Origin of the sequence: Erwinia sp. BNK-24-b (assembly GCF_047456155.1) — a bacterium.
In the GTDB taxonomy this organism is placed as follows: domain Bacteria; phylum Pseudomonadota; class Gammaproteobacteria; order Enterobacterales; family Enterobacteriaceae; genus Erwinia; species Erwinia phyllosphaerae.
This window is the reverse complement of record NZ_CP179901.1, coordinates 3,695,355-3,719,763: the sequence shown is the minus strand read 5'-3', so window position 1 is coordinate 3,719,763 and position 24,409 is coordinate 3,695,355. Positions and strand designations below refer to the sequence as shown.

Annotated in this window: 27 protein-coding genes and 2 pseudogenes; 10 read left to right on the top strand and 19 right to left on the bottom strand. The window is 54.2% G+C overall.

The annotated features are described in order from the left end of the window. Positions 1-21: 21 nt before the first annotated feature. The 4 genes from ACMGGR_RS17100 to ACMGGR_RS17085 all read right to left on the bottom strand — a co-directional run bounded on the left by ACMGGR_RS17100 (position 22) and on the right by ACMGGR_RS17085 (position 4,469). Positions 22-1,341: an MFS transporter gene (locus ACMGGR_RS17100; protein ID WP_414147413.1), complete on the bottom strand. Its 1,320-nt coding sequence runs from the start codon at positions 1,339-1,341 to the stop codon at positions 22-24. Positions 1,342-1,426: 85 nt separating this feature from the next. Beyond that, positions 1,427-2,377 carry a phosphoglycerate dehydrogenase gene (locus ACMGGR_RS17095; protein WP_414147412.1) on the bottom strand — a complete coding sequence of 317 codons (951 nt, stop codon included), beginning with the start codon at positions 2,375-2,377 and terminating at the stop codon, positions 1,427-1,429. 44 nt (positions 2,378-2,421) lie between these two features. Beyond that, entirely contained in the window at positions 2,422-3,306 is an 885-nt protein-coding gene (locus tag ACMGGR_RS17090; protein WP_246758215.1) for a dihydrodipicolinate synthase family protein, read from the bottom strand. 17 nt (positions 3,307-3,323) lie between these two features. Then, entirely contained in the window at positions 3,324-4,469 is a 1,146-nt protein-coding gene (locus ACMGGR_RS17085) for an iron-containing alcohol dehydrogenase (RefSeq protein ID WP_414147411.1), read from the bottom strand. Positions 4,470-4,652: 183 nt separating this feature from the next. On the opposite strand from ACMGGR_RS17085, the gene ACMGGR_RS17080 reads away from it, so the two are divergent. Genes ACMGGR_RS17080 through ACMGGR_RS17065 form a run of 4 tightly spaced genes read left to right on the top strand, consistent with a single transcriptional unit; the run spans position 4,653 to position 8,624 of the window. After that, positions 4,653-5,612 (top strand): 2-keto-3-deoxygluconate permease 1, encoded by a 960-nt coding sequence (locus ACMGGR_RS17080; RefSeq protein ID WP_414147410.1) that lies wholly within the window; start codon positions 4,653-4,655, stop codon positions 5,610-5,612. Continuing rightward, positions 5,609-6,883 (top strand): D-threonate kinase, encoded by a 1,275-nt coding sequence (gene dtnK / locus ACMGGR_RS17075; RefSeq protein ID WP_414147409.1) that lies wholly within the window; start codon positions 5,609-5,611, stop codon positions 6,881-6,883. The genes ACMGGR_RS17080 and dtnK overlap by 4 nt, the downstream gene beginning before the upstream one ends. Before the next feature lie 16 nt (positions 6,884-6,899). Beyond that, positions 6,900-7,856, top strand: a complete 957-nt coding sequence (locus tag ACMGGR_RS17070; protein WP_414148985.1) for a D-threonate 4-phosphate dehydrogenase — start codon at positions 6,900-6,902, stop codon at positions 7,854-7,856. Between the two features lie 6 nt (positions 7,857-7,862). Continuing rightward, positions 7,863-8,624, top strand: a complete 762-nt coding sequence (locus ACMGGR_RS17065; RefSeq protein WP_246758217.1) for a DeoR/GlpR family DNA-binding transcription regulator — start codon at positions 7,863-7,865, stop codon at positions 8,622-8,624. A 31-nt stretch (positions 8,625-8,655) separates the two neighbouring features. Here the strand turns inward: ACMGGR_RS17065 and speD are convergent, their stop codons facing one another. The 3 genes from speD to ACMGGR_RS17050 form a co-directional block, all read right to left on the bottom strand. Then, positions 8,656-9,465: an adenosylmethionine decarboxylase gene (speD, locus tag ACMGGR_RS17060; protein WP_246758218.1), complete on the bottom strand. Its 810-nt coding sequence runs from the start codon at positions 9,463-9,465 to the stop codon at positions 8,656-8,658. Positions 9,466-9,492: 27 nt separating this feature from the next. Continuing rightward, positions 9,493-10,350: a polyamine aminopropyltransferase gene (gene speE, locus ACMGGR_RS17055; protein WP_246758220.1), complete on the bottom strand. Its 858-nt coding sequence runs from the start codon at positions 10,348-10,350 to the stop codon at positions 9,493-9,495. Between the two features lie 106 nt (positions 10,351-10,456). Beyond that, positions 10,457-10,804 carry a YacC family pilotin-like protein gene (locus ACMGGR_RS17050; RefSeq protein ID WP_246758221.1) on the bottom strand — a complete coding sequence of 116 codons (348 nt, stop codon included), beginning with the start codon at positions 10,802-10,804 and terminating at the stop codon, positions 10,457-10,459. A gap of 192 nt (positions 10,805-10,996) precedes the next feature. Here ACMGGR_RS17050 and cueO point away from each other — a divergent pair, with 192 nt between their 5' ends. Further along, a complete protein-coding gene (gene cueO / locus ACMGGR_RS17045; protein WP_414147408.1) occupies positions 10,997-12,673 on the top strand; it encodes a multicopper oxidase CueO in 1,677 nt (558 codons plus the stop codon). Positions 12,674-12,677: 4 nt separating this feature from the next. Then, positions 12,678-12,992: a transcriptional regulator gene (locus tag ACMGGR_RS17040; RefSeq protein ID WP_246758223.1), complete on the top strand. Its 315-nt coding sequence runs from the start codon at positions 12,678-12,680 to the stop codon at positions 12,990-12,992. Positions 12,993-13,095: 103 nt separating this feature from the next. On the opposite strand, the gene ACMGGR_RS17035 is transcribed toward ACMGGR_RS17040, so the two are convergent. Next, complete coding sequence (locus ACMGGR_RS17035; RefSeq protein WP_414147407.1) at positions 13,096-13,989, bottom strand: LysR substrate-binding domain-containing protein; 894 nt, start codon at positions 13,987-13,989, stop codon at positions 13,096-13,098. A gap of 99 nt (positions 13,990-14,088) precedes the next feature. Between ACMGGR_RS17035 and ACMGGR_RS17030 the strand changes: the two genes are divergently transcribed. Both ACMGGR_RS17030 and ACMGGR_RS17025 read left to right on the top strand, forming a co-directional pair. Further along, on the top strand, positions 14,089-14,682 hold the full coding sequence (locus ACMGGR_RS17030) for a short chain dehydrogenase (protein WP_246758225.1): 594 nt from the start codon (positions 14,089-14,091) through the stop codon (positions 14,680-14,682). 350 nt (positions 14,683-15,032) lie between these two features. Then, positions 15,033-15,953: an alpha/beta hydrolase gene (locus ACMGGR_RS17025; protein WP_414147406.1), complete on the top strand. Its 921-nt coding sequence runs from the start codon at positions 15,033-15,035 to the stop codon at positions 15,951-15,953. 1 nt (position 15,954) lies between these two features. Here the strand turns inward: ACMGGR_RS17025 and ACMGGR_RS17020 are convergent, their stop codons facing one another. Continuing rightward, positions 15,955-17,238 (bottom strand): cystathionine gamma-synthase family protein, encoded by a 1,284-nt coding sequence (locus ACMGGR_RS17020; RefSeq protein ID WP_246758238.1) that lies wholly within the window; start codon positions 17,236-17,238, stop codon positions 15,955-15,957. Positions 17,239-17,591: 353 nt separating this feature from the next. Between ACMGGR_RS17020 and ACMGGR_RS17015 the strand changes: the two are divergent. After that, positions 17,592-17,675 (top strand): annotated as a pseudogene (locus tag ACMGGR_RS17015) (hypothetical protein); the annotation flags it as partial. Between the two features lie 28 nt (positions 17,676-17,703). Here ACMGGR_RS17015 and ACMGGR_RS17010 read toward each other — a convergent pair. From ACMGGR_RS17010 to ACMGGR_RS17000, 3 genes are all read right to left on the bottom strand, one after another. Beyond that, on the bottom strand, positions 17,704-18,168 hold the full coding sequence (locus ACMGGR_RS17010) for a hypothetical protein (protein WP_414149019.1): 465 nt from the start codon (positions 18,166-18,168) through the stop codon (positions 17,704-17,706). A gap of 161 nt (positions 18,169-18,329) precedes the next feature. After that, positions 18,330-18,578 (bottom strand): hypothetical protein, encoded by a 249-nt coding sequence (locus ACMGGR_RS17005; protein ID WP_414147405.1) that lies wholly within the window; start codon positions 18,576-18,578, stop codon positions 18,330-18,332. Then, positions 18,575-19,147, bottom strand: a complete 573-nt coding sequence (locus ACMGGR_RS17000) for an adhesin (RefSeq protein ID WP_414147404.1) — start codon at positions 19,145-19,147, stop codon at positions 18,575-18,577. Before ACMGGR_RS17000 ends, ACMGGR_RS17005 begins: the two co-directional genes overlap by 4 nt. Before the next feature lie 113 nt (positions 19,148-19,260). Here ACMGGR_RS17000 and ACMGGR_RS16995 point away from each other — a divergent pair, with 113 nt between their 5' ends. Further along, the gene (locus ACMGGR_RS16995; RefSeq protein ID WP_414147403.1) at positions 19,261-19,581 is read left to right on the top strand and encodes a SymE family type I addiction module toxin; all 321 of its coding nucleotides are present in this window, start codon (positions 19,261-19,263) and stop codon (positions 19,579-19,581) included. A 52-nt stretch (positions 19,582-19,633) separates the two neighbouring features. On the opposite strand, the gene ACMGGR_RS16990 is transcribed toward ACMGGR_RS16995, so the two are convergent. The 7 genes and pseudogenes from ACMGGR_RS16990 to ACMGGR_RS16960 form a co-directional block, all read right to left on the bottom strand. Continuing rightward, a complete protein-coding gene (locus ACMGGR_RS16990) occupies positions 19,634-19,882 on the bottom strand; it encodes a hypothetical protein (RefSeq protein WP_414147402.1) in 249 nt (82 codons plus the stop codon). Next, the gene (locus tag ACMGGR_RS16985) at positions 19,879-20,727 is read right to left on the bottom strand and encodes a VENN motif pre-toxin domain-containing protein (RefSeq protein ID WP_414147401.1); all 849 of its coding nucleotides are present in this window, start codon (positions 20,725-20,727) and stop codon (positions 19,879-19,881) included. The genes ACMGGR_RS16990 and ACMGGR_RS16985 overlap by 4 nt, the downstream gene beginning before the upstream one ends. Then, positions 20,679-21,011 carry a hypothetical protein gene (locus ACMGGR_RS16980; protein WP_414147400.1) on the bottom strand — a complete coding sequence of 111 codons (333 nt, stop codon included), beginning with the start codon at positions 21,009-21,011 and terminating at the stop codon, positions 20,679-20,681. The genes ACMGGR_RS16985 and ACMGGR_RS16980 overlap by 49 nt, the downstream gene beginning before the upstream one ends. Before the next feature lie 271 nt (positions 21,012-21,282). Beyond that, positions 21,283-21,537: a hypothetical protein gene (locus ACMGGR_RS16975; protein ID WP_414147399.1), complete on the bottom strand. Its 255-nt coding sequence runs from the start codon at positions 21,535-21,537 to the stop codon at positions 21,283-21,285. After that, positions 21,534-22,553: pseudogene (locus tag ACMGGR_RS16970) on the bottom strand (VENN motif pre-toxin domain-containing protein); the annotation flags it as partial. The pseudogene ACMGGR_RS16970 and the gene ACMGGR_RS16975, both read right to left, overlap by 4 nt. Before the next feature lie 475 nt (positions 22,554-23,028). Next, positions 23,029-23,949: a VENN motif pre-toxin domain-containing protein gene (locus tag ACMGGR_RS16965; RefSeq protein ID WP_414147398.1), complete on the bottom strand. Its 921-nt coding sequence runs from the start codon at positions 23,947-23,949 to the stop codon at positions 23,029-23,031. Positions 23,950-24,163: 214 nt separating this feature from the next. Continuing rightward, the gene (locus ACMGGR_RS16960; protein ID WP_414147397.1) at positions 24,164-24,370 is read right to left on the bottom strand and encodes a hypothetical protein; all 207 of its coding nucleotides are present in this window, start codon (positions 24,368-24,370) and stop codon (positions 24,164-24,166) included. Between the last annotated feature and the right edge of the window lie 39 nt (positions 24,371-24,409).

The following is a 24,409-nucleotide window of genomic DNA, read 5'->3' as shown; positions in this document are numbered from 1 at the left end:
GTAAAACGGTGAACCGGAACGTTAAGCGTGTCCGGGCGAAGCCCGATGAGCCAGAGCGGTTTCGTCGTCGGAAATCGGCTCGACTTTGCCCATCAGGAACAGATAGTTAAGGATGCCAATCACCACCAGCGCGGCGGAGAACACCAGCGCCCAGGTGAAGGAGCCCGTGGCGGCCACAATGGCGCCGGTAACAATTGGCCCGATGGCCCCGCCAAGGTTAGAGACGGTGTTCTGTAATCCGGCTACGATTGAGACGCTGTTTTTCGGTGCCACGTCGCCCGGCAGCGCCCAGACCTGAGAGGCGGCCACGGTGGTGCCGGACTTGGCCACGCACAGCAGGAATACGGTCATAAATACCGAGTCAGTAAATGGCGCAAAGCCAATGCACAGCGCCATTAACAGGCCGATAGTCAGGAAAAGTTTGCGGGTGGCGGTCAGCGACAGCACTTTTTTGTGCACCATGCGATCAGAGGCCCAGCCAGCCACGACTTCTATAATCATTCCGCACAGCAGCGGCAGTGCGGCGATCATCCCCATCTTGATGAAGTCCATGCCTTTTTCCTTTACCAGGTAGGTGGGCAACCAGGTGATAAAGAAATAGGAGGTGTAGTTAATGGTAAAAAAACCGATGCACATCGCCCAGATGTTGCGGTAGCGCAGCAGCTTGTACCATTTCATTGGTTTTACGCTTTTATCGCCGTGCTTGCGGGCCTGGCCATCGCGGATCAGACTGACTTCATGTTTGCTGATGTACTGATGATCTTCGGGATTTTCTGCGTAGATAAAGTACCAGGCGATGACCCATAGCAGGCCGACGGCGCCGATAATCAGGAAGGTCAGCCGCCAGTCGAACATATAGATCATCCAGACGATCAGCGGCATCGCCACCGCACCACCGAACTTCGAGGCGCTGTCGAACAGGCCGGAAACGGTGGCCCGTTCTTTATCCGGGAACCAGCGAGCGGTAATCCCGGCATTGCTTGGATAGGCCGCTGCCTCGCCCACGCCTAGCGCCAGGCGCAACGCCAGCAGGGATTTAAAGCCGGTCGCCAGGCCCATTATTGAGGTAGCGATAGACCACCAGGCAACGGCCAGCCCCAGGCCTTTTTTCTGGCCAAAGCGGTCAGCGAACCAGCCTGCCGGGATTTGCAATAGCGAGTAAGACCAGAAAAACGCCGCCATGATGAAGCCCATCAACTCGGGCGTCAGTTTTAGCTCGTCAATCAGGTGCGGTGCCGCCGCCGACAGCACGGTGCGATCGATATAGTTTATGGCAATTGCCAGCCACATCAGGCCTGCAATCCACCAGCGGATACGGGTATTTCCAGCAAGAGTATTCATAGTCTGAGCCCGATACAGAGGTTGTTATAGGCTGGAGCAGCGTCCAGCTTTATTTAAGGGGGCGGGAACGACGCCCCGGGCCTGCTTACAGTGAATTCATGACGTTGGCCGGCCGCTGCTGCTCTTTCACACACTGAATAATCTGCTGCACGCAGCGCTCGCCGATGGCGCTGATCGCCCCGTCGGTATAGCCCGCGATATGTGAGGTAGGGATAAAATTATTCAGCGAGAACAGGGGATGCGACTCCAGCGGCTCATGGTCAAAGACGTCTGCTGCGGCACCGGCAATCACGTTGTCGGAAAGCGCGTTAAACAGATCGGTTTCGTTCACCACGCCACCACGTGAAACGTTGATCAGAAAGGCGGATTTCTTCATCTTTGCGATTCTGGCGGCATCAAACAGGTTACGTGTCTCAGCGGTCAGCGGCGTGTGCAGGGTGATAAAGTCACACTGCTCCGTCAGCCGATCCAGACTGACAAACTCAACGTTGTGTTCGGCGGCAAATTGCTGGTCGGGATAGAAATCAAAGGCCAGCACACGCATATTGAAGCCGCTGGCGCGCAGTGCAACCTGCTTACCGATGTTGCCAAGGCCGATAATGCCCAGCGTTTTACCATAAACATCTGTGGCGAAAATGCGCGGCCACTGCCCGGCACGGGTTTCCACCGCTGCCGTCGTGACCTGACGTGCCGCGTTAAGGATCAGCGCAAAAGCAAAATCGGCCACCGCGTGCTTGTTGGCATCCGGCACGTTGGTCACATAGATACCGCGTGCTTTGGTGGCAGCCAGATCGATGTTATCGACGCCTACGCCGTGCTTGCAGACAATGGAAAGCTGCGGGGCCAGCGCCAGCAGTTCTTCATTCACGTCGGTAAAGGCAACGATCATCGCCACGGTTTCCGCCAGGTGTGGCTGTAGGACACTCAGCGGTGCATCGGCAGGCAGTTTGATCAGCTCAAATCCCTGCTGCCGCAGCGTGTCGATCGGCTGAGTATCGTATTTCGCGAAGGATGGGGAAGTGCAAATCACTTTCATCTTGCGTGTCCTGGTATCAAAGCGGGCGGCAACGCCGCCGCAAATTAGTGAATATATTGATTAACGATCTGGCGAATACGCTGTTCTTCTTCCGCGCTGAAGCGGACGGCATAGCGGCTTTCGCCTACGTCATGGCCCATCAGCGCGACGGCCTTTTTCACGGCCGCAGGCGAGAAGCCCACGCTGTAAAGGTCGGTACGCAGGCCGGTGACGTTTTCCTGCGCTTTGTGCGAACCGGCAATATCGCCGTCGCGGAAGCGTGCCCAGATAGCGTTGATCTCGTTCGGTGCGACGTTGGCCAGCCCGGAGATACAGGCAGAGCAGCCGTCAACAAAACCCTGATGGATCAGCGAGTCAGGGCCGTTCAGAACGTCAAAGTTATCAATGCCTTCCGCCGCCTGCAGGAAGCCGCTCAGGCTTTCATAGCTGCCCGCGCTATCCTTGATGCCGATGATGTTCGGGTGAGCGGCCAGCTTGCGCACCGTTTCAGGTTGCAGCGTGTTACCGGTGCGGGCCGGGATGTTGTAGAGGAAAATCGGTACGTCCAGCGCATCCGCTACTTCTTCATAATGCGCAATCAGCTCTTCCTGCTTCAGCGGCACAAACCACGGTGTGATCACCGAAACGGCGTCTACGCCCAGCGCGGCTACCTGTTTGCCAAGGCGGATAGTCTCACGAGTGGAGATCTCGCCAATGTGCGCCACTACGTGTGCTTTGCCTGCCACTTCTTCCACGCAGGTTTTCGCTACGGCCAGCTTCTCTTGTGCATTCAGCACAAAAAACTCGCCGTTGGTGCCGCCGCAGAAAATACCGTTACCCGCTGCCAGCTGGCGCCGGATCTGTACGCGCATGGCCGCTTCGTTATAGTCGCCATCTTTCGTAAACGGCGTGACGATGGCAGTCAGTACGCCAGTGATTTTTTTGCTCATGGTGTCCTCGTAATTTGTCAGTGATTCAGGGCCGGGAACAGCGTCAGGTAGACCTCGCGGACGTCGTTGGCGCTAACCGGGGCAGGAACGTTCTTCATCAGGCGCTGTACGTCCAGCGCGGCTTCGACCAGGTACGGCAGATGGTCGGCATTGATACCCAGCTCATCCAGGCTGGCGGGAAGTTTCAGGCGTTTTACCAGCGCGGCGAAGTAGTCCACCAGCGCCACGGACTTCTCTTCTTTACTTAGCGAAGCATCCGCGTCCGGCAGTAAGTCATAGACCTGAGCAAATTTGCCGACGGCGGCAGGGCGCACAAAGCGCATGCACGGTGCCAGCAGAATGGCGTTCGCCACGCCGTGTGGAATATGGTATTTGCCGCCAAGCGGATAGGACATGGCATGCACCAGATGCGTTCCCGCATGGGCGATAGCCGCGCCGCCATAGTAAGAAGCCCACAGCATATCGAGACGCGCCGCCAGGTTTTTCGGGTCGGCCACTGCCGTTTCCAGGCTGGTAAACAGCTTTTTCAGGCCGATCAGCGCATAGTTGTCGCTGACCGGATTCGACACGGTGGCGGTAAAACATTCAATTAAATGGCAGAGCGCATCAATACCGGTAGAAGAAGCGATATGCGCCGGCATGCTGGTGGTCAGTTCGGGCGCAAGAATGACGTAATCCGGCAGCATCACGGGCGAAATAATGCCGACTTTGGTTTCCTTTTCCGGGATTGCCAGAATCGCATTCGGCGTGGCTTCGGAACCTGTTCCGGCGGTCGTAGGTATTAATAAAGAAGCAGTGCGGCGCTGCGGTTTTTCGCCCGCTAACAGCGCATCCAGCGAAGGCGCACCGGTACAGCACAGCACGGAAAGCAGCTTAGCAACATCCAGCACGCTACCGCCGCCGATGCCAATCACCAGATCCACGTTTTGTACCTGTAACGAAGTTACAACGGCTGCCACGTCATGCTGACTGGGTTCCGGCGGAACGGTGTCCACAATACTCAGCGTCGTTTTGCTGCGAAGCTGCCCGATAAGCTGTTGTACCGCTGCGATGCCAGCGATGTTCTTATCCGTCACCAGCAGTACGTGCTGATGGTTTTGTAGCAGATAGCCGATGTCGTTAAGCGTCTGATAGCCACTAATCACGGTGCTGTTGATGGTCATGCGTCCTGTCCTGCTGATGAGTGAATTGATTATATTTAGTCATTTGCTCGTCAGTGTTGAGCAAGGCCTGATAAATTTATAGGGCAAATCGATATTGATTAATTTGATCATGCTCACATATAATCAATTATGATTGAGTATAATCAATTTGCGGTATGCTACTACTTGCAGGCAGGGAAGCCAATGAAGATAAAACAGGGCATAGAAAGAATACCAGGTGGAATGATGGTCGTTCCGCTGGTCATGGGGGCAGCCATAAATACGTTTGCGCCGCATGCGCTGGAGATCGGTGGGTTTACCACCGCGCTGTTCAAAAATGGCGGCGCGCCTTTAATCGGGGCCTTTCTGCTTTGTATGGGAGCCGGCATTAGCTTCAGGGCCGCCCCTCATACGATTTTGCAGGGCGGAAGCATTACGCTGACTAAACTGCTGGTAGCAACCGGGGTCGGGCTGCTGGTCGAACGTTTTGCCGGAGAGAGCGGGCTGTTTGGCCTGACCAGCATCGCGATTATTTCTGCCATGAGTAACTCTAACGGTGGGCTTTATGCGGCGTTAGTGGGGGAGTTTGGCAACCAGCGTGATGTAGGCGCAATATCCGTTTTGTCACTGAATGACGGTCCGTTTTTTACTCTGATTGCTCTGGGTGCTGCCGGGATGGCAAATATTCCAATAATGGCGCTGGTGGCAGTGCTGATACCACTGGTTGTAGGCATGATCCTTGGGAATATAGACAGCGATATGCGCCATTTCCTGACTAAAGGTGGCCCGCTACTGATCCCGTTCTTTGCCTTCGCGCTTGGTGCCGGAATCAATCTTGGCATGCTGTTGGAAGGAGGGATGGCGGGCGTGTTACTGGGCATCTTAACCACCGTGGTCGGGGGATTTTTTAACATTAAAGCCGATCGCCTGGCGGGCGGGACTGGCGTAGCGGGCGCAGCGGCTTCAAGTACGGCAGGTAATGCCGTCGCCACGCCGCTGGCGATTGCCCAGGCCGATCCGACGCTGGCTTCGGCAGCCTCGGCGGCGGCTCCCTTGATTGCTGCTTCAGTAATCACGACCGCGATATTAACGCCGTTGCTGACATCATGGGTAGCCAGGCGCAATGCTCGCCTTGCTCCAGTAAAAAAGGATCCTATGCGATGAAGATGTTAGTGATAGCCGACGATTTCACCGGCGCTAACGATACCGGCGTGCAGCTGGCCAAAAAGGGTGCCCGTACTGATGTTCTGCTCCGCGATGGGAGCGCTTATAACAGGCACGCAGACGTTATTGTGGTCAATACGGATAGCCGTGCCTGTGATGCTTTGACGGCGGCGAACCGGGTCAGTAAAGCAATTGCCGGGCTGCTTTCAGCCATGGACGCACCTTTAATTTATAAAAAAATAGATTCCACTTTTCGCGGTAACGTGGGTGCGGAAATCGCGGCTGCAATGCAGGCGGTGCATGCCCGTATCGCTATCGTGGCCGCCGCCATCCCTGCCGCAGGAAGAGTAACCCTGAACGGACACTGTCTGGTAAACCAGATCCCTGTTCATCAAACCGAATTCGCCAGCGATCCTAAAACGCCGGTAGCCACCTCTCGCATTGCCGATCTTCTGGCGCAGCAGGCTGGCCTGAAGGTACAGGAGCTTTATCTTGAGCAGGTTCGCTCACCAGACCTTGATCAAACGTTAAAACTGCTGGCCAAAGATGAGCCAACCCTCGTCGTTGTCGATGCCGTAACCGAAGAAGATTTGCAGGCTGTGGCTCAGGCTGCTGTACGTCTTGACTGTCGTTATGTGCTGGCGGGCGCGGCAGGTCTGGCCAATGCCTTACCTTGCTCTGCTTACCTTACGGCGCGCGCAAAACTGCCAATGCTCATTGTTGCCGGATCGATGAGCGAAGCAACACGGCGCCAGGTTGCCTGCGTTAGCCAGCAGGAAAATCTACGGATTGTTGATATTGAGGTGCAGGCCTTGCTCGGTAGCGAACCGCATCGGCAGGTGGATGAACTGGCCGGGATTGCCGCCCGCATACTGCATCAGCGGCAGCACTGTGTGCTGAGAACCTGCCGCGACGAGCGTGACAGGGAACAAATTAATACTTTGTGTGAGCAGTGGCAGCTGACCAGGCAGGCGCTGGGCGAAATCATTAGCCAGCGGCTGGCGGAGCTGACGCTGGCTATTCTGGACCGGGCGCAGGTCGGCAGCCTCTTTCTGACGGGCGGCGATATCGCTATTGCCGTTGCCCGAATTCTCAACGCGCAGGGCTACCGCATTGCCGGAGAGATTGCACCCTGCATCCCCTGGGGAACGTTTACTCAAAGTGATATTGACGATCTTCCTGTGATTACCAAAGCAGGCGGGTTTGGCAGTGAAAACATATTGCGTGAAGCTATCTGCTATATAGAGGAGATGTACAGTGAGGCAAAATAAAGTTGTAGCCGTAACTATGGGCGATCCGGCAGGGATTGGCCCGGAAATTATCATCAAATCTCTGGCCGAGGGAGCATTGTCCGGCGCGTCAGCCGTGGTAGTGGGCTGCGCCAGTACGCTGCAGCGCATTATGGCATTAGGTATTACGCCGCAGGCAGAACTACGGGTATTAAACAGCGTGGCCGACGCGCATTTTGCGCCAGGCATTATCAATATTATTGACGAGCCGCTGGCCGATCCCGCCGCGTTAAAGCCTGGCGTGGTCCAGGTCGCGGCGGGCGATTTAGCCTGGCGCTGTGTGAAACGCGCCACCGAACTGGCACTGGCGGGCGAAGTTCAGGCGATTGCTACCGCGCCGCTGAATAAGGAAGCGCTGCATTCCGCTGGCCATCTTTATCCGGGCCATACTGAACTGCTGGCGAAGCTGACCGACACTAAAAACTACGCGATGGTACTTTATACCGACAGGCTGAAAGTCATCCACGTCACCACGCACATCGCGCTGCGTAAGTTCCTGGATACGCTGAACCGCGAGCGCGTAGAAACGGTAATCGGTATGGCAGAAACCTTCCTCAAGCGCGTTGGCTACGAGAAACCGCGTATCGCGGTCGCTGGCGTTAATCCCCATGCGGGCGAAAACGGCCTGTTCGGCGACGAAGAAATAACCATCGTCGGGCCATCGGTTAAGGCGATGAAGGAGCAGGGCATCAACGTGTCTGGCCCTTGTCCGCCGGATACCGTCTTTCTGCAATGTTATGAAGGGCAGTACGATATAGTGGTCGCAATGTACCATGACCAGGGGCATATCCCGCTGAAGCTGCTGGGCTTTTACGACGGCGTCAATATCACCGCTGGCCTGCCGTTTATCCGCACCTCGGCCGACCACGGCACGGCGTTTGATATTGCCTGGACAGGTAAAGCGAAGTCTGAGAGCATGGCGATTTCCATTCAGCTAGCGATGCAGCTTGCATAAGGATATATGAAGGGACAAAGTCGCCTCGACCAGATTATGGACTATCTGAAAAGTCATAATCTGGTTACCGTCGATCAGCTGGTTGCCGCGATATCCGCGTCGCCAGCCACGATTCGGCGTGATCTCATCAAGCTCGATCAGGAAGGCGTAATCAGCCGTACGCACGGCGGCGTTACGCTTAACCGTTTTATTCCCGCGCAGCCTACCACGCTTGAGAAAATGCAGCGTCACCTGACGGAAAAGCAGGCTATCGCCATAGCGGCCACCGGCCTGGTGAAGGCTAACGATTCCGTCGTGCTGGACGCGGGCACCACTATGCTGGAACTGGCGCGTCAGTTAACGCATTTGCCGCTGCGCGTGATTACGGCAGATTTGCATATCGCGCTGTTTCTGTCGGAGTTCAGGCAGATTGAAGTCACTATCATTGGCGGACGGATTGACGATTCCAGCCAGTCCTGTGTCGGTGAGCATGGCCGCAGGCTGCTGCGCAATATCTATCCGGATGTGGCTTTCGTCAGCTGTAACTCGTGGAGTCTGGAAAAGGGCATTACCACGCCGACCGAGGAAAAAGCGGGGCTGAAAGAGGATTTGCTGGCCAATGCGCGCCGCAAAGTTTTACTGGCGGACAGCAGCAAATATGGGTCGTGGTCGCTGTTTTGCGCGACGCCGCTGCAAAATCTGACCGATATCATTACCGACGAGCAGCTGGGCGAGAAGGAAGTGCAGGAACTCAGCGGCCAGCCTTTTACGCTGACGCTGGCAAAGTAAAAACGGGCCGTCAGCGGCCCGTTCGTAAAACCTATAGCGTTTTAAAGCCAACAGACGGAATATTGCGTCCGTAATAGATTTCCCGCATCTCTTTCCACAGCAGATCGGTAATACGCTTGTGCTCCTGCGGCGTCAGGTCTTCCGGTCTGGTGTTAAACAGGTAGTGTTTCAGGTCAAACTCTTTCAGCAGCATCTTGGTATGGAAGATATTCTCCTGATAGACGTTCACATCCATCATGTCGTACATCGACTTCATATCTTCCGACATAAAGTTTTGAATCGAATTGATTTCATGATCGATAAAGTGCTTCACGCCGTTGACGTCGCGCGTAAAACCACGCACGCGGTAGTCGATGGTGACGATATCGGATTCAAGCTGGTGGATTAAATAGTTCAGCGCTTTCAGCGGCGAAATCACGCCGCAGGTCGAAACCTCAATATCCGCGCGGAAAGTGCAAAGGCCGCCTTCCGGATGGCTTTCCGGATAGGTGTGCACGCAAATATGGCTCTTATCCAGATGCGCAACCACCGAACCCGGCAGCGGGCCAGGATGTTCTGAATTATCAATATCTTTTGGATCGATCGGCTCTTCGCTGACCAGAATAGTGACGCTGGCACCCTGCGGCTGATAGTCCTGACGCGCGATATTCAGCACGTTGGCCCCAATAATCGAGCAGGTCTCGCTAAGGATCTCCGTCAGGCGGTTAGCATTATACTGCTCATCAATGTACGCAATGTATCCGTCACGCTCCGCATCGGTATTCGCATAACAGATATCGTAGATACAAAAACTCAGGCTTTTCGTCAGGTTGTTGAAGCCATGTAGTTTAAGCTTTTGCAATTTCGTTCACCCCCTTAAAATGCGCGGTCAGTCGGCCAGCGCATTCAACAGATATTGCGGCAGGGCAAAGCTGCCAGTATGGATCGCCGGATTGTAATAGCGGCAGGTCAGGCCAGCTTGCTGGTAGCGAGCCGCAAGCGTTGCCGTATCCAGCTGGCGTAGCGCCGGGTTGTCGCTTGCCCACGCAAAGGTCATGATGCCGCCGTAATAGGTCGGGATCGCCGCCTGGTAGAAGCTGACATCGCCAAAGTAGTGGCTCAGCTTGCGATGGCTGTTGATAGCCTCATCCTGCTGGAGAAAGCAGACGCCATTCTGCGCGACAAAAATGCCGTTTTCATTGAGGCAGCGCTTACAGCCTGCATAAAATTCTGAGGTGAACAGGCTTTCGCCAGGCCCGATAGGATCGGTGCAGTCGGAAATGATCACGTCAAACTTTTCGTTGCAGCTGCTGACAAAGTTGACGCCGTCGTCGATCACCAGGCGAAAGCGCGGATCGTCATAAGCGCCTGCGTTATGGTTGGGCAGATATTGTTTGCAGAACGTCACCACGCCAGCATCAATCTCTACCATCGTAATCTGTTCGATGTTCTTATGGCGGCTGACTTCACGCAGCATTGCGCCGTCGCCGCCGCCGATAATCAGCACGCGTTTTGCTGCGCCATGCGCCAGCAGCGGCACGTGCGTCATCATTTCATGATAGATAAACTCATCGCGCTCGGTGGTTTGCACCACGCCGTCCAGCGCCATCACGCGGCCCAGCGCGGCGTTTTCAAAAATGACCAGATCCTGATGATCGGTTTGTTCGCGATACAATACCTTATCGACAGCAAAATACTGCCCAAAGCCGGTATGCAGCGTTTCATGCCACATCTCGTTATCAGCCATGACGAGGCTCTCCTGGTTATTACAGCCACAAAAATGGGGGCGATATCATAGCTAACTCTGACCGTGGTTGCACGGTCAAATTATAAGCTGAAAAAGCAGGCGGGGGTTATTTCACGTAGGCGAGCAGGCTAAGCGAATCGCGGGCCAGTGATTTGCATTTGGCATCATTAGGAACGGCGATACCGCTTAAATCGCGATAGCTGTCTGCGCCCAGCGATTTCATATTGAACGTGCTGTAATTGCTTAAATCCCAACGGTTTTGTCGGGCAAAAAAGACCAGCGCGCGGCGGATCTGATCGTCTGGCAGCGCCTGATAGCCACAGTCATTTTTCAGATAAACAAAGACGGCGGTCAGATCCGCCAGATCTTCCGCTTCCGACTCGCTCAGCGCAAAACTTGTCGATGAGAAGCCAAACAGACCCAGTAACAACAGAGCCTTAATGCTTTTCTTCATAATTGTACTCAACTGATAACAATACTCTGACGTTAGCACAGTTACCGCCTGGCGACAGTCAATTTCACCAGAGAAATATCCATAGAGGACTTTTTTTCTGCCGGAGTGCCTGCCGATGAGCCACGAAACTTGACCTTCCCGCCGGGGAAAGGTTTATGCTGCAACGATAACTGGCCAGTAAAGGAAAAGTTGATGCAACGTCGTGAGTTTATAAAGTTGACTACAGCGCTGGGCGCGGCCAGCGCGCTGCCGCTATGGAGCCGTTCACTGATGGCGGCGCAACAGCGTCCGGAGCTGCCGATACCTGCTTTACTGACGCCGGACGCGCGTGGCGTAATGAATCTTACCGCGCAGCAGGGCAGCACAAGCTGGCTGGGTCAGAAAGTCGCAACCTGGGGCTATAACGGCAGCCTGCTGGGGCCGGCGGTAGTGCTGGAGCGAGGCAAACCGGTGACGCTGAACCTGCGTAACCATCTGCCGGAAGCGACGACGGTGCACTGGCACGGGCTTGAACTGCCGGGCGAAGTGGATGGCGGCCCGCAGGCACAAATTGCGCCTGGCGCAACGCGAACCGTGAGTTTTACGCCCGATCAGCCCGGTGCAACCTGCTGGTTTCATCCGCATCAGCATGGCCGTTCTGGCTATCAGGTCGCGCAAGGCCTGGCCGGTCTGGTTATCGTGAAAGACGACGCGACGGAAAAGCTGCTGCTGCCGAAAATCTGGGGCATTGACGATATTCCGGTCATCATGCAGGACAAAAGGCTGCACGACGGCAAGATCGATTACGAGCTGGATATAATGAGCGCGGCCATCGGCTGGTTTGGCAACACTATGCTGACCAACGGCGCAATTTATCCGCAGCATGCCGTCCCGCGCGGCTGGTTACGCCTGAGATTACTGAACGGCTGTAACGCCCGTTCGCTGAACATCACGACCTGCGATCGCCGCCCGCTTTACGTTATCGGCAGCGATGGTGGCCTGTTAAGCGAGCCGGTCAAGCTAACCGAGCTGTCGATGATGCCGGGCGAGCGTTTTGAAGTGCTGGTGGATACGCTGGACGGTAAGCCTTTTGATCTACAAACGCTGCCCGTGCGGCAAATGGGTATGACGCTGGCACCTTTCGACCAGCCGTTGCCGCTGCTGAGCATTCAGCCCCTTCAGGTGATGGCCAGCGGTTCGCTGCCGGATAAGCTGGTAGAGGTGCCGCCGTTGCCGCCGCAGGATGGCCTGAAAAATCGCTGGCTACAGCTGTCGATGGATGCGGAGCTGGATCGTCGCGGCATGCTGGCGCTGATGGAGAAATATGGCCGTACGGCGATGGCCGGAATGAGCGGCGATGCGCACGACAATGAATCGATGGACGGCATGCATGGCGAGATGTCCGGCATGAAGGATAATGCTTCTCAGGCCATGTCCGGCATGAAAGATAACGCCTCTCAGCCAATGGCCGGAATGAACGGCGACAGCCATGCAATAAACTCGTCCGGCGCCGGTTCTTCTCAGCCTGCCGCGCCATATGATTTTCACAACGGCAACAAAATCAACGGTGTTGCCTTCGATATGAACAAGCCTTCTTTCGACGTCAAACAGGGTATTACGGAAAAGTGGACGATTTCCGGCGAAGGTGACGAAATGCTGCATCCGTTTCATATCCACGGCACGCAGTTCCGCATTATTTCCGAAAACGGCAAACCGCCAGCGCCGCACCGCAGCGGCTGGAAAGACACGGTGCGCGTGGAGGGCTGGCGTAGTGAAGTGCTGGTGCGCTTTAATCATCTGGCCGACAGAGAAAGGGCCTATATGGCGCACTGCCATCTGCTGGAGCATGAAGACACCGGCATGATGCTCGGTTTTACGGTGAGCGCGTAGCATAATGAAAAATAATTTTATTTCAGTCATGTCCGGCAAGTTAGCTGACGAGCCTTTTGTGCATAGTTTTAGTTCAATTGAGCAACTGGCAAAAGTAATGTTGGCACCAAACCGGCTCGCCATTCTTCATACGATGGCTGGTGCGCAAGCGATGTCTATTCGGGAGCTGGCGCGCCGGATAAATCGAGATTTTAAAGCGGTTTATCGTGATGTGCAGGATTTACTTGCGGCAGACGTCATTTGCCTGGAAGAGGGTAAAATTGTTTTTCCCTTCGACGCTATCAAATTTGATTTTATGATTGAACGCAGCGCTGCCTGAACACTTTACCTTACGACAGGAACGGTCTTCCTGTCAGACAGTTTTGTGACGGTAGCTGCCGCAGTCCTGTTTGCGCTTTTATATCGGCAGGCAACAGCACGTTTTATTTTCTTTCCAGCCTTTCCGGGACGCGTACCAGTATCCAGTCAATAAAACTGCGGTGTTTAGCGCTGGCATGCAAATCCTGACGCCAAAGCAGGGAAACGGGGCGTGGCGCAGGCAATTCACTTTCCAGCAGTGAGATCAGGCGGCCGCTGCTGATATCCTCCGCCAGTAAAATAGCGGGTTGCAGGATCAGTCCGGCTCCGGAAAGTGCGGCGCGGCGCAGAGCCTGGCCATCGTTACAGCTAAACGTTGCGTTCTCTGGCCAGATAAGTCCGTCATCGCTGCGCCAGGCGTTGCGCTTGTTCCAGTTGCTGTAACGCAGGCAGCGATGGCTTGCCAAATCGGCCAGATTTTCTGGCGTGCCGTGCTTTGCAAGATAAGACGGCGCGGCAGCAATCACCATACGATAGTCACCAACGTGGCGCGCAATCAGCGGGCTGTCTGAAGGCAACTGACCAATGCGGAAGGCAAAATCAAAGCCTTCTGCGGTAAGATCTACAAAGCGATCGCTTAGCTCCAGCTCAATATGCACAGCGGGAAAATGCAGCTGAAACTCGCTGCACAGCGTCGCAATGGCGCAGCTCCCAAGCGTGGTCGAAGCCGATATGCGCAGGCTTCCGGCCGGGAAACGGCGCAAGCTTTCGAGACGATTTTCTGCACTGCGCATTGCCGCCAGCATATTCAGGCTCTCTTCATACCAGGCGTGACCGGCTTCCGTCAGGGCCTGACGACGGGTATTGCGCTGCAATAAACTGGTCTGTAGCGCTTTTTCCATCTGCGCTACCATTTTCCCCACCATGACCGATGAGATATCCAGCTGCTTTGCCGCCTCGCTAAAACTGCCATTCTCAACAACGGCGACAAAGACTTCCATCCAGCGCAGCTTATTCATTATTCCTAACCTCAGGTTTTTTATCTTTAAAGTTTTCGGCCATTTTTCCCTTAATTGCAATATTGCAGTATGGAATCTGGTGAAAGCGGAGGATAAAAAATGAAGGTCATGGTGATTGGCGCGAGCGGCACGGTCGGGCGCGGGATTGTTGAAGATCTGAAGAGAGATCATGAAATCATATGTGTGGGTAAAACGCAGGGCGATTTACAGGTCGATCTAACGGATGAAAACAGCGTAAAGCAGCTGTTTGCGAAAAGCGGCAAGGTCGACGCCGTTATCGCGGCAACCGGCGGCGTGCATTTCGGGCCGCTGTCAGAGATGAGCAGCGAACAGTTTAATGCTGGCTTGCAGGATAAGCTGCTGGGGCAGGTGCGGCTGGTGCTGATTGGCAAAGAGTATCTGAATGCGGGAGGCTCTTTTACCCTGACCACCGGTATTCTGACGCAACATCCCATCCGTACCGGCGTTAACGCGACAGCGGTAAACGCCGCGCTGGAGGGGTTTGTTCTGGCGGCGGCAAACGAGCTGGATTTCCGGATTAACGCAGTCAGCCCAACGGTATTGACCGAAGCGCTGGATAAATATGGCCCGTTTTTTCCCGGTTTCGAAAGCGCGTCGGCCAGCCGCGTTGCCCTGGCCTATCGACGAAGTCTGGAAGGTATTGATAGCGGAAAGGTTTATCGCGTCTGGTAGAAAGCTTTCTCCCCGCGCGTACGCGGGGATAAAGCCGTTGATGCGGGATATGGTGAGAAGGATTTGGCTTTCCCCGCGCGTACGCGGGGATAAATAGTTTGCAATAGTCCGTTGACAGCCGCATACGCTTTCCCCGCGCGTGCGGGGATAAACCGATGAATAATCAGGAACGGTAGACGCTGATTGAATGTTCCCCGCTTGAGCGGGGATAAACAGCAGTGACCATCTCAATGACGCTGTAGCATCTGGCACGCCCCGCGCAGGCATACACCGAAACAAAGAAACACGGCGTTTTTATCTTCAGCCAGCGATAATAAGACGTCATTTCCGGCAGCGTTAAGGAGAATCAGATGAACCGGCGTCATTTTCTGGCGAGCGTTGCGGCCACTCTCGTCGCTACTAAAAGCGAGCTGTTATTTGCCTCCTCTTTGTATGGGCAAAGCCAGATAATCCCACTGTGGGATGGCGTTCCACCGGGCGGCGGCGGGCCTGAGAGTAAGATGATCGTGTCTGCAACGGGCGCTCAGCACCAGATTGCTGTCCCGACGCTGACCGTAATGACTCCGGCGCATCCGGACGGGCGGGCGGTACTGATCGCGGGCGGAGGAGGCTACAAGCGGATTGAAACGGGTAAAGAGTCGCTGCCGGCCGCGCAGTGGCTGACCCGGCGCGGCTATACCTGCTACATTTTGAGTTATCGCCTGCCGAGTGAAGGCTGGAACGATGGGGCATTAGTTGCTCTACAGGACGCGCAGCGGGCTTTACGCATTATCAGGCAGCGTGAAAAATCCGTCAGCGTGCTGGGATTTTCCGCCGGAGGTCATCTGTTGGGCATGGCCGCCGCACGCCCTGAATTCCAGTCTTACCCACCGACAGATAAGCTCGACAGCCAGCCCGCACAGGCAGACAGCGCCGCGCTGATCTATCCGGTGATTACCCTCGAAAAACCTTATACGCACACTTCTGTCCACCGTATTCTTGTCAGCCCGCATGCGACAGCAAAAGCGGAAGCCGCCTGGTCAGTGCAGAACTACGTCACGCCCGCCGCACCGCCTTTTTTTCTGGTGCAGGCAGAAGACGATCCTGTCTCCGATCCGGCAAACACCTTAATTATGTATGCAGCCTGCCAGAAAGCAGGTGTACCGGTTGAAATGCACCGTTACGCCAGCGGCGGTCACGGTTTTGGCATGGGCAAGCCCGGCACGCCTGCTGCTGCATGGCCCCGGGCTTATGAGAAATGGCTGGAAAACAGAAGCGGAACGGGGAAGTAAATTACACCGCCGCCAGCGCCAGCCGTAAATCCTCAATCAAATCGTCTTTATTTTCGATGCCAATCGAAACGCGCACGGTCGCTTCGTTGATGCCGATACGCGTCCGGACATCTACCGGCACGCCAGAATGCGTGGTGCTGGCCGGATGGCTGGCAAGCGATTCGGTGCCGCCAAGGCTGACCGCCAGCTTAAACAGCTGTAGCGCATTCAGCAGCTTAAAAGCTGCCGCCTGGCCGCCCACGACATCAAATGAAAACGTAGAGCCTGCGCCGCTACACTGTTTTTGAAACACGTTGGCCGCAGGGGAGCCCGCTTCCAGAAACGGCAAATAGTGCAGCTTTTCAATTTTTTCGTGCGAGCGTAAAAATGCCGCAACGGCGGCCGCATTCTCGTTGGCACGTTCCATGCGCAGCGCCAGGGTTTCCAGTGAACGGCCAATCATCCAGCAGGAGTGCGGATCGAGCTGTGTGCCGATAGCGCTACGCAGATGCTTAATCTTTTTAATTAACGCCTTGCTGCCCATTACCGCACCGGCAATCAGGTCGGAGTGACCGCCAACGTATTTGGTCAGAGAATAAAGGGACAGATCCGCCCCATGCTCAATCGGACGCTGGAATACTGGTCCAAGCAGCGTGTTATCACAGGCGATGACCGGACGATGCTGCTGTCGTTGTTCAATCACGTCCGCCACCCGTTTAATCAGCGCAACATCGACCAGGCTATTGGTTGGATTAGCTGGCGACTCAATCAGGATGACGGAGACGCGTCCTTGCTTCATCGCTTCATCAGCGGCAGCCTGCACCGAGGCTTCGTCCACGCCATCAGCGAAGCCAACGGAGGCCACGCCCAGTTTATGAAAGGTTTTACTCAACAGCGTTTCGGTGCCGCCATAGAGCGGCTGCGAATGCAGAATTGCGTCGCCAGGCTCGACAAAGGCCAGCAGCGCAGTAGAGATGGCGGACATGCCGGAAGAGAATAGCGCCGCGCTTTCGGTGCGTTCATAGATCGCCAGGCGATCTTCGACAATTTCGCTGTTGGGATGGTTAAAGCGCGAGTAAACCAGGCCGTTCGCTTCGCCCTCTGGCGGTTCACGACGCCCGGAGACGTAATCAAAGAAGTCCCGGCCTTCCTCCGCGCTGTTAAAAATAAAGGTAGAAGTCAGAAATACTGGCGGCTTAACGGCACCTTCAGAGAGCGCCGGATCAAAACCGTAATTCAGCATTTGCGTTTCGGGTTGCAGCTCACGATTACCGAGATGTGTTTTTTTTGAGTGTTGCACAGCCATACGATCTCCTGCCAACAAGGCATGCGATAACAAATTATTTTCAGCATAAGCTAACACGGAGGACATGACGTTCTTATATGAATTAAAATTCTATCGTTAAAACTTAATGCATTATTAAATATGGGTAAAACTGCATTTAGAAGTCTGTATGTCTGCATGGCCGTAGAAAGGCGAGGGTGGTCAGGCGAATAAAAAAGCCATAGCATATGATGAACTTTGCTGGCTTCTCTAAGCCATAACGATATTAAAATAGATTACAAAAACACCTTGAAAGTAAAATATATGGTTTTTCTTTTTGGCGTTTTTAGTTAAATTATTTCTTCGGTTTTAAAATTAATAAATGAAAAGAATTTTTGTGTTGGTGTTTATTCAGCATTTTTTGCTTTGAATACTGGCGACTGGAAAAGGCAGGGCTTGCGACGGGAACGCCGGTTAACGTGCAGGTGATGCAGGACTGCCTGGTTATTACCCGGCAGGAGCCACAGCCGGAACTGCCCGCAAAGTCGGAGGTGGTGACCACGCTGAAGCGGGCCTGTAAGAAGCTGTCTGACCGTAAGCAGCGGGAGATCGCGGCGTATATTGAGCGGCTTCATCACCAGCTGCGCCTGCCAGCGCTGAGTTGCCCGAAGCATACGACGCTACCGCCCCGACAACCGCGTGGGCCATCGCTTTCGCTTCCGAGTTGCCTTCCGTCAGCTTGTGGATTTGCTCAGCAAGGTAGGGTGAGGCTGCACCGCTGATGGCCTGACCGATATTTCCGCCTGCCAGGCCCTGTATCACCGCCGTGGCCGCCTGGATACCCTGTTGCAGGCTGCTGCCCGTGCCGAACGGGGCCATCGCCGTACTGTAAGCCTGGTCGGCTATCTGTTTTTCTGTCGGGTTCAGGTTGCCTTTTCCGGCCAGCGTTTCTTTTGCTGCCTGAAGTGCCATCGGGTCGCGCTTCGCTTTTTCGCCCGCTATCTGACCCTCAGTCCGCGCGATATCCGCAACCTGCGAGCCAATCTCCCCAATAAGCTGCGCCGCCTTCAGCCGGTTCTGCTCTTTCTCCTAGTCGAAGATAACTCCCGGCTCGTTTGGGCCGGGATCGTTGTTTACTTCGGAGCGGACGGGGGTGATTTTCGGGCTTTAAAATAATCAATCAGATTAAAGACGATTGCTGCTACTGTTATGGCTGTGCCGGCAATAATACTTTTGAAGAAATTTTTTGTGATCTCCTCAAATGGCAAGAAAAAAGCACCTATATGTATAAAGCCGATGATAATTTTTATAAGTAAACCCAGGAAGAAAAAACCAACTGTAAAATAACTAAAAAGCAGAATATATTTGAGAACGGTTTTCATAACTTTTCGCTCTCCTGTTTTTTGATAATGCTTTTGCTTGCGTCTGTTGCGGCCTCTGAGGCGAAAGCGCTTCCAACATCGTAGATAAATCCAGGTAATTCTTTACCAGTTACTGAGTTCACCAGACCCGGCGCATATTCTCCGAACATCCCGCCAGCCCAGGCTCCGGCGGCGGCACTACCAACAGCCCCGGCATTAGCGCCATCCGTTAACACCCCGCCACCTGCCGCTATGCCAACGTTTTGCCAGACGCCACGCCCCGGAGCCAGCGCACCGGTTATTCCGGCTGATATGCTGCTGCCATAATCACAGGTTTTATTTTCATTACCCGGCTGGCTTCTATCGAACCACTGATAGGTGCCATTGGCTATTTCGGCAATAACTGCACCACCCACAACTTTACCCACCGATGCCGCTGGCCCTAAATAACCAGCACCGGCAATCAGTACGCCATCTTTATAACCTTCAACAATAACTTTGGTTATATTTGCGCCCTCGGGTAAATCACCTTTCGCATTCTTACTCAGCGCGGCGTTGATTTCTTCCGTCGTCGCTCCGGCTTCGGTCATTGAGGTGCCCAGTGAAACCGCCGTCTGGCCGTAACTTCCTAGCCCGCCGAGGTTATTGTTCTTGGACACATCATAAGCCAGAGAGCACCATACTCACAACCCGTTGTTATACCGTGGGTTATGTCAGCGACGCAAAGTACCAGCCGCTGCCGTCCATTACGCTGAAGGGGCACTGGCTGAGCGATGCGGGATTTGCGACGGGAACGCCGGTTAACGTGCGGGTAATGCAGGACTGTCTGATTATCACCCGCCAGGATCCGCAGCCGGGGCTACCCGCAGAACCGGAAGTGGTGAGCACGCTGAAGCGGGCCTGCAAGAAGCTGTCGGCCCGCAAGCAGCAGCAGATCGGCGAGTTTATTCAGATGATCGCCACGCCGCAGACGCGGCCACGCAAGATCCCGGCAGGGACGGTGGAGTGGTGTAGTCTGGATTAAGTGGCTGGTTATAAAGTGAAGATCCCGGCACGATGGCCGGGATTTGAGGACGTTATTCAGGATCTGACGGGGGATTTTTACGGGCTTTAAATTTATTCATTAAATTAACGATCAACACATACAGAGTGATAGACGTTCCGGCAATACAACCAAACACAACCACTCTTTTCACATGATAGGCAGGAAAAAACAAATATCCTTTCGTAAAATAAATAAATAACGCGCCAGCGCCAATAAGAAAAAAGCCTAGTAGGACGCAAAAAAAGCATGAATAAATTAGCAATTTAAAATAAGCTTTCATTTTTTATCTTCCTTTTTTATTTCGGAAGTATGTTGTTCACCATTCATTCCATCTTTGATATATCCGCCTAAAACTTCACCCCCCAGGGAGCCAGTAATATCAAATATAAAACCTGGTAATTTATTACTCCCCATAATTTTATCAACCTCAACAGGTATATATTTCCCAAATGCTCCCCCAACTCCAGCGCCTATTGCTGCACCACTAACAGCCCCTACATTCGTCCCGTCAGTAAATACCGCACTACCTGCCGCTATTCCTACGTTTTGCCAGAGTTCGCGTCCCGGAGCCAGACCACCGGTGATTGTTGCTGATGCGCTGCTCCAGTAATCCCAGGTTTTTTGCTGATTTTCCGGCAGGCTCTTATTTTGTTCGCTGTTGATATCGAACCACTGATAAGTACCATTTGCGATAGCACCAATTGTAGAACCCGCTATTACTTTACCTGCCGTTGCCGCCGGGCCTAAATAAGCTGCTACGGCAATCAGTACGCCATCTTTATAACCTTCAACAATGGCTTTGGATATATTTGCGCCTTCGGGTAAATCACCTTTCGCATTCTTACTCAGCGCGGCGTTGATTTCTTCCGTTGTCGCTCCGGTCTGGAGCATAGAAGTTCCCAGCGAAGCCGCTGCCTGGCCGTAACTGCCAAGCCCGCCAAGGTTATTGTTCTCGGACGAATTCTTACCCGCCTGAGCTCCGGCCACAGCATCGGCTGTGCTGTCACCGGCAACGCCACCCGCAAGACCTGCCGCCAGCGTGCCCAGTGCGCTGATCGTCTGCTTCTGATCCTCGGTCAGATTTTTGCGATCAACGTCCGGATAAAGCTGCTGTGCGATAAACACTCGCCCATTGCTGCACCGGATGCGCCTGCCAGCGCGCTGTTGCCTGCTGCGTACGCCGTGACCGCACCGACCACCGCGTGCGCCATCAGGTTCGCTTCGACGTTCACCACATCTTTGCCGTCCGGGCCTTTCGTGGTGGTCATGTCGTGGATCACTTCCGCCAGATACGGTGCCGCCGCGCCGCTGACCGCCTGCGCCACGCTACCGCCCGCCAGGCCCTGTATCGCCGCCGTGGCCGCGCTGATCCCCTGCTGGATGGCGCTGCCGGTTCCCCAGGATGCCATTGCGTTGCTGTAAGCCTGCTTCGCAACGTCTTCATCCGTGAATGCTTTACCTTTGCTTTCCAGCTGCGCTTTCGCTTCGGCCAGTTTTGCCGGGTCGCGCTTCGCTTTTTCGCCCGCTATCTGACCTTCCGTCCGTGCGATATCCCCGACCTCCGCTCCTATCTCCGCTATAAGCTGCGCCGCCTTCAGCCGGTTCTGCTCTTTCTCCTTGCCGAAAATTTGTTATAAGGTAAAGATCCCGGCTCGCTGGCCGGGATTTTTTCAGAGGGCCTTAAAAGCCTTTTACTTTTAAAAGGCGGAATAAGACCATTCCCCCACCTAATATAAGGCCGCCAACTCCAGCTATTTTTATTCCACGAAAAACCTCATGCCAAGTTAGCTCAAACTCGCCATTCAGAAGCCATAATATTGTAGAAAAAAACAGTTTCACCAAGATTCCAGCAATAACAACTGAGAGAAAACAGGCAGTAAATATGCACAAGCTGATGATTAACTCTTTTCTTAAGGCGCTGGGTTGATAGCTCATTTTGTCACCTTATCAATGATTTTTTGTGCTTCTACACTTCCATATTCTGAGCTAAATGAACCAGTAACGTTACCAGCAGCACTTGGGATATTACTCGGCAACATTTCCTTAGAGATCCCAAGCTGACCTTTCACTTCGGTATATTTCAACAGATTAGGATCGAACTTGGGATCCCATCCTCCGGTTATCAATTTACCCGCCGTGTTGGTAATCGGTTTCACAATATAATTGCCAACGCCATAACCTAAGCTTGCACCAAAACCATTTGTAATGGCACCAGTCAGCGGATCATAACCATTAATCTGATTAACTAATGCACCACTGCCAGCGTTCCAGATCACTGTTCCGGTCAGCCCACTTCCCATAGTGATAACATTTGTCCAGCCAGCCACAACAGAGTTCACCGGATTAACTTCGCCACTACTGGCATATTGCATGCCTGCATTAGCCCCGGCACCCAGCGCCCACATGGCCTGAGCGCTTCCCGGTAGGGAGGCCACACCACCCGTTGCCAGTGCGGCTGCATAGGTTTTATTTTCCGCCAGGCCGTGCTGACAGGCTTCACCGGAAGGATTATCGGCACAGGACAGTATGTCCGCGCCGTGCTGCCTGGCTTTTTCTGCCTGTGTCTCTTCGTTACCACCAAACAGGTTGTTGTTAACCGAGTTCTGTCCTGCCTGCGCCCCGGCCACAGCATCCGCCATGCCGTCACCGACCACACCACCTGCCAGTCCTGCCGCCAGCGTGCCCAGCGCGCTGATGGTTTGTTTCTCCGTCTCGGTCAGCTGGCTTACGTCCGTTTTATCCGGATACAGCTGCTTCATCACCAGCTGCGCCATGAGCTCGCCACTGACTGCTCCGGCGGCTCCCGCCAGGGCGCTGTTGCCCGAGGCATAAGACGCTACCGCCCCGACAACCGCGTGGGCCATCGCCTGTGCTTCCGGATTGCCTTCCGTCAGCTTGTGAATTTGCTCAGCAAGGTAGGGTGAGGCTGCACCGCTGATGGCCTGACCGATATATTTGTACACCACCCGGTAAAACTCCTAATCCTGCTGTTCCTGCCAGGTGAGCAGAGACAACAGCATTCCCTTTTGCCACATCTCCGGCAAGTTCGGCTTTACATGCGGTATCACAGTCCGGTGTTTTCCCGAACCAGAACCCCAGGTCCGAGCCTGCTGCCGCACCCAGCCGGTTATTCTCAACAACATTATTGCAGCTGATTGCTAAAGAGTATCTGTCAGGTCACTTGTATCTACTTTTTTTTTGAATGCTGGTAATAAATCCACCAACAACCAGTAGCTATCAACGACCCTGTGAAACAGGCAGCTTTGGTATACTTCCATGAATCACTCCAGGTCAGCTCAAATGGGATGTGGTAAACCAATAAGAGATAACCTCTAATGAGAACGTATAAAAATAAAAACAATACGATCATTGCTACATTGCAAGCAAAAAACAGATAGAAAAAAATGAAGAACCAAGATTTTGTATTCATTTTTGGTTCCTTTTTTGGAATTTCGCATCTGCTTTACCTGCTTGATCATTGAAGATTTCTGTCGCCGTACTACCCGAGGCATTACCAGCCATACCTGGCACTGGATTAATCGGCAACGGTTTGGATATTCCCATCCCGACATCCGTCCAGATCCAGTCTTTCCATGGCTTCATTGGATTAAGGACTTTATCAAATGGCAATTCAACCAATTTACCTGCACCATAACCTAGGCCAGATGCAGCCCCGCTGATCAATCCACCTTTCAGCGGATTGTCACCTTTAAGGTAACTTGATGTGGCACCACTGCCAGCATTCACGGCCATCGTACCCCACAGCCTCGTTCCGGCTGTAAATGCGCCTGTCCAGTACCCCAGAATCACATCATTTGGATTCACTTCACCATTAATCAGCAAGCCCACCCCAGCATTAGCGCCCGCGCCGATCAGGCTGGTTGTTGCTGCTGCACCCGGCAGCAGCGGCCAGGCTATTGCGCTGCCCACTGCTGCCATCGCCGTTTCACAGGATACCGGCGTTCCGCCGCTACAGGCTTCTTTGATAGCGGCCTGGGTTCCCGATTCATAATTAGCCACAATTCCTGGTTTCTGTTTATTTGCTGCCGCCAGCACACTTCCCAGCGTATTATTCTCAACCGCGTTCTTCCCGGCCTGCGCCCCGGCCACAGCATCCGCCATGCTGTCACTGACCACACCACCTGCGAGTCCTGCCGCCAGCGTACCCAGCGCGCTGATGGTTTGTTTCTCCGTCTCGGTCAGCTGGCTTACGTCCGTTTTATCCGGATACAGCTGCTTCATCACCAGCTGCGCCATCAGTTCGCCGCTGACTGCTCCGGCGGCTCCCGCAAGGGCGCTGTTGCCGGATGCATAGGACGCTACCGCCCCGACAACCGCATGGGCCATCGCCTGTGCTTCCGGATTGCCTTCCGTCAGCTTGTGAATTTGCTCAGCAAGGTAGGGTGAGGCTGCACCGCTGATGGCCTGACCGATATTTCCGCCCGCCAGGCCCTGGTGGCTGCCGTGGCCGCCTGGATACCCTGTTGCAGGCTGCTGCCCGTGCCGAACGGGGCCATCGCCGTACTGTAAGCCTGGTCGGCTATCTGTTTCTCTGTCTGGTTCAGATTGCCTTTTCGACCAGCGTTTCCTTCGCGGCCTGAAGCGCCATCGGGGCGCACTTCGCTTTCTCGCCCACTATCTGACCCTCAGTCCGCACGATATCCGCAACCTGCGAGCCACTCTCCCCAATAAGCTGCGCCGCCTTCAGCTGGTTCTGCTCTTTCTCCTTGTCGAAGATTTGCACAAGGCCCGGATTCGCATTTTCCACATCCCGGCTTAAGTGGCTGGTTATAAAGTGAAGATCCCA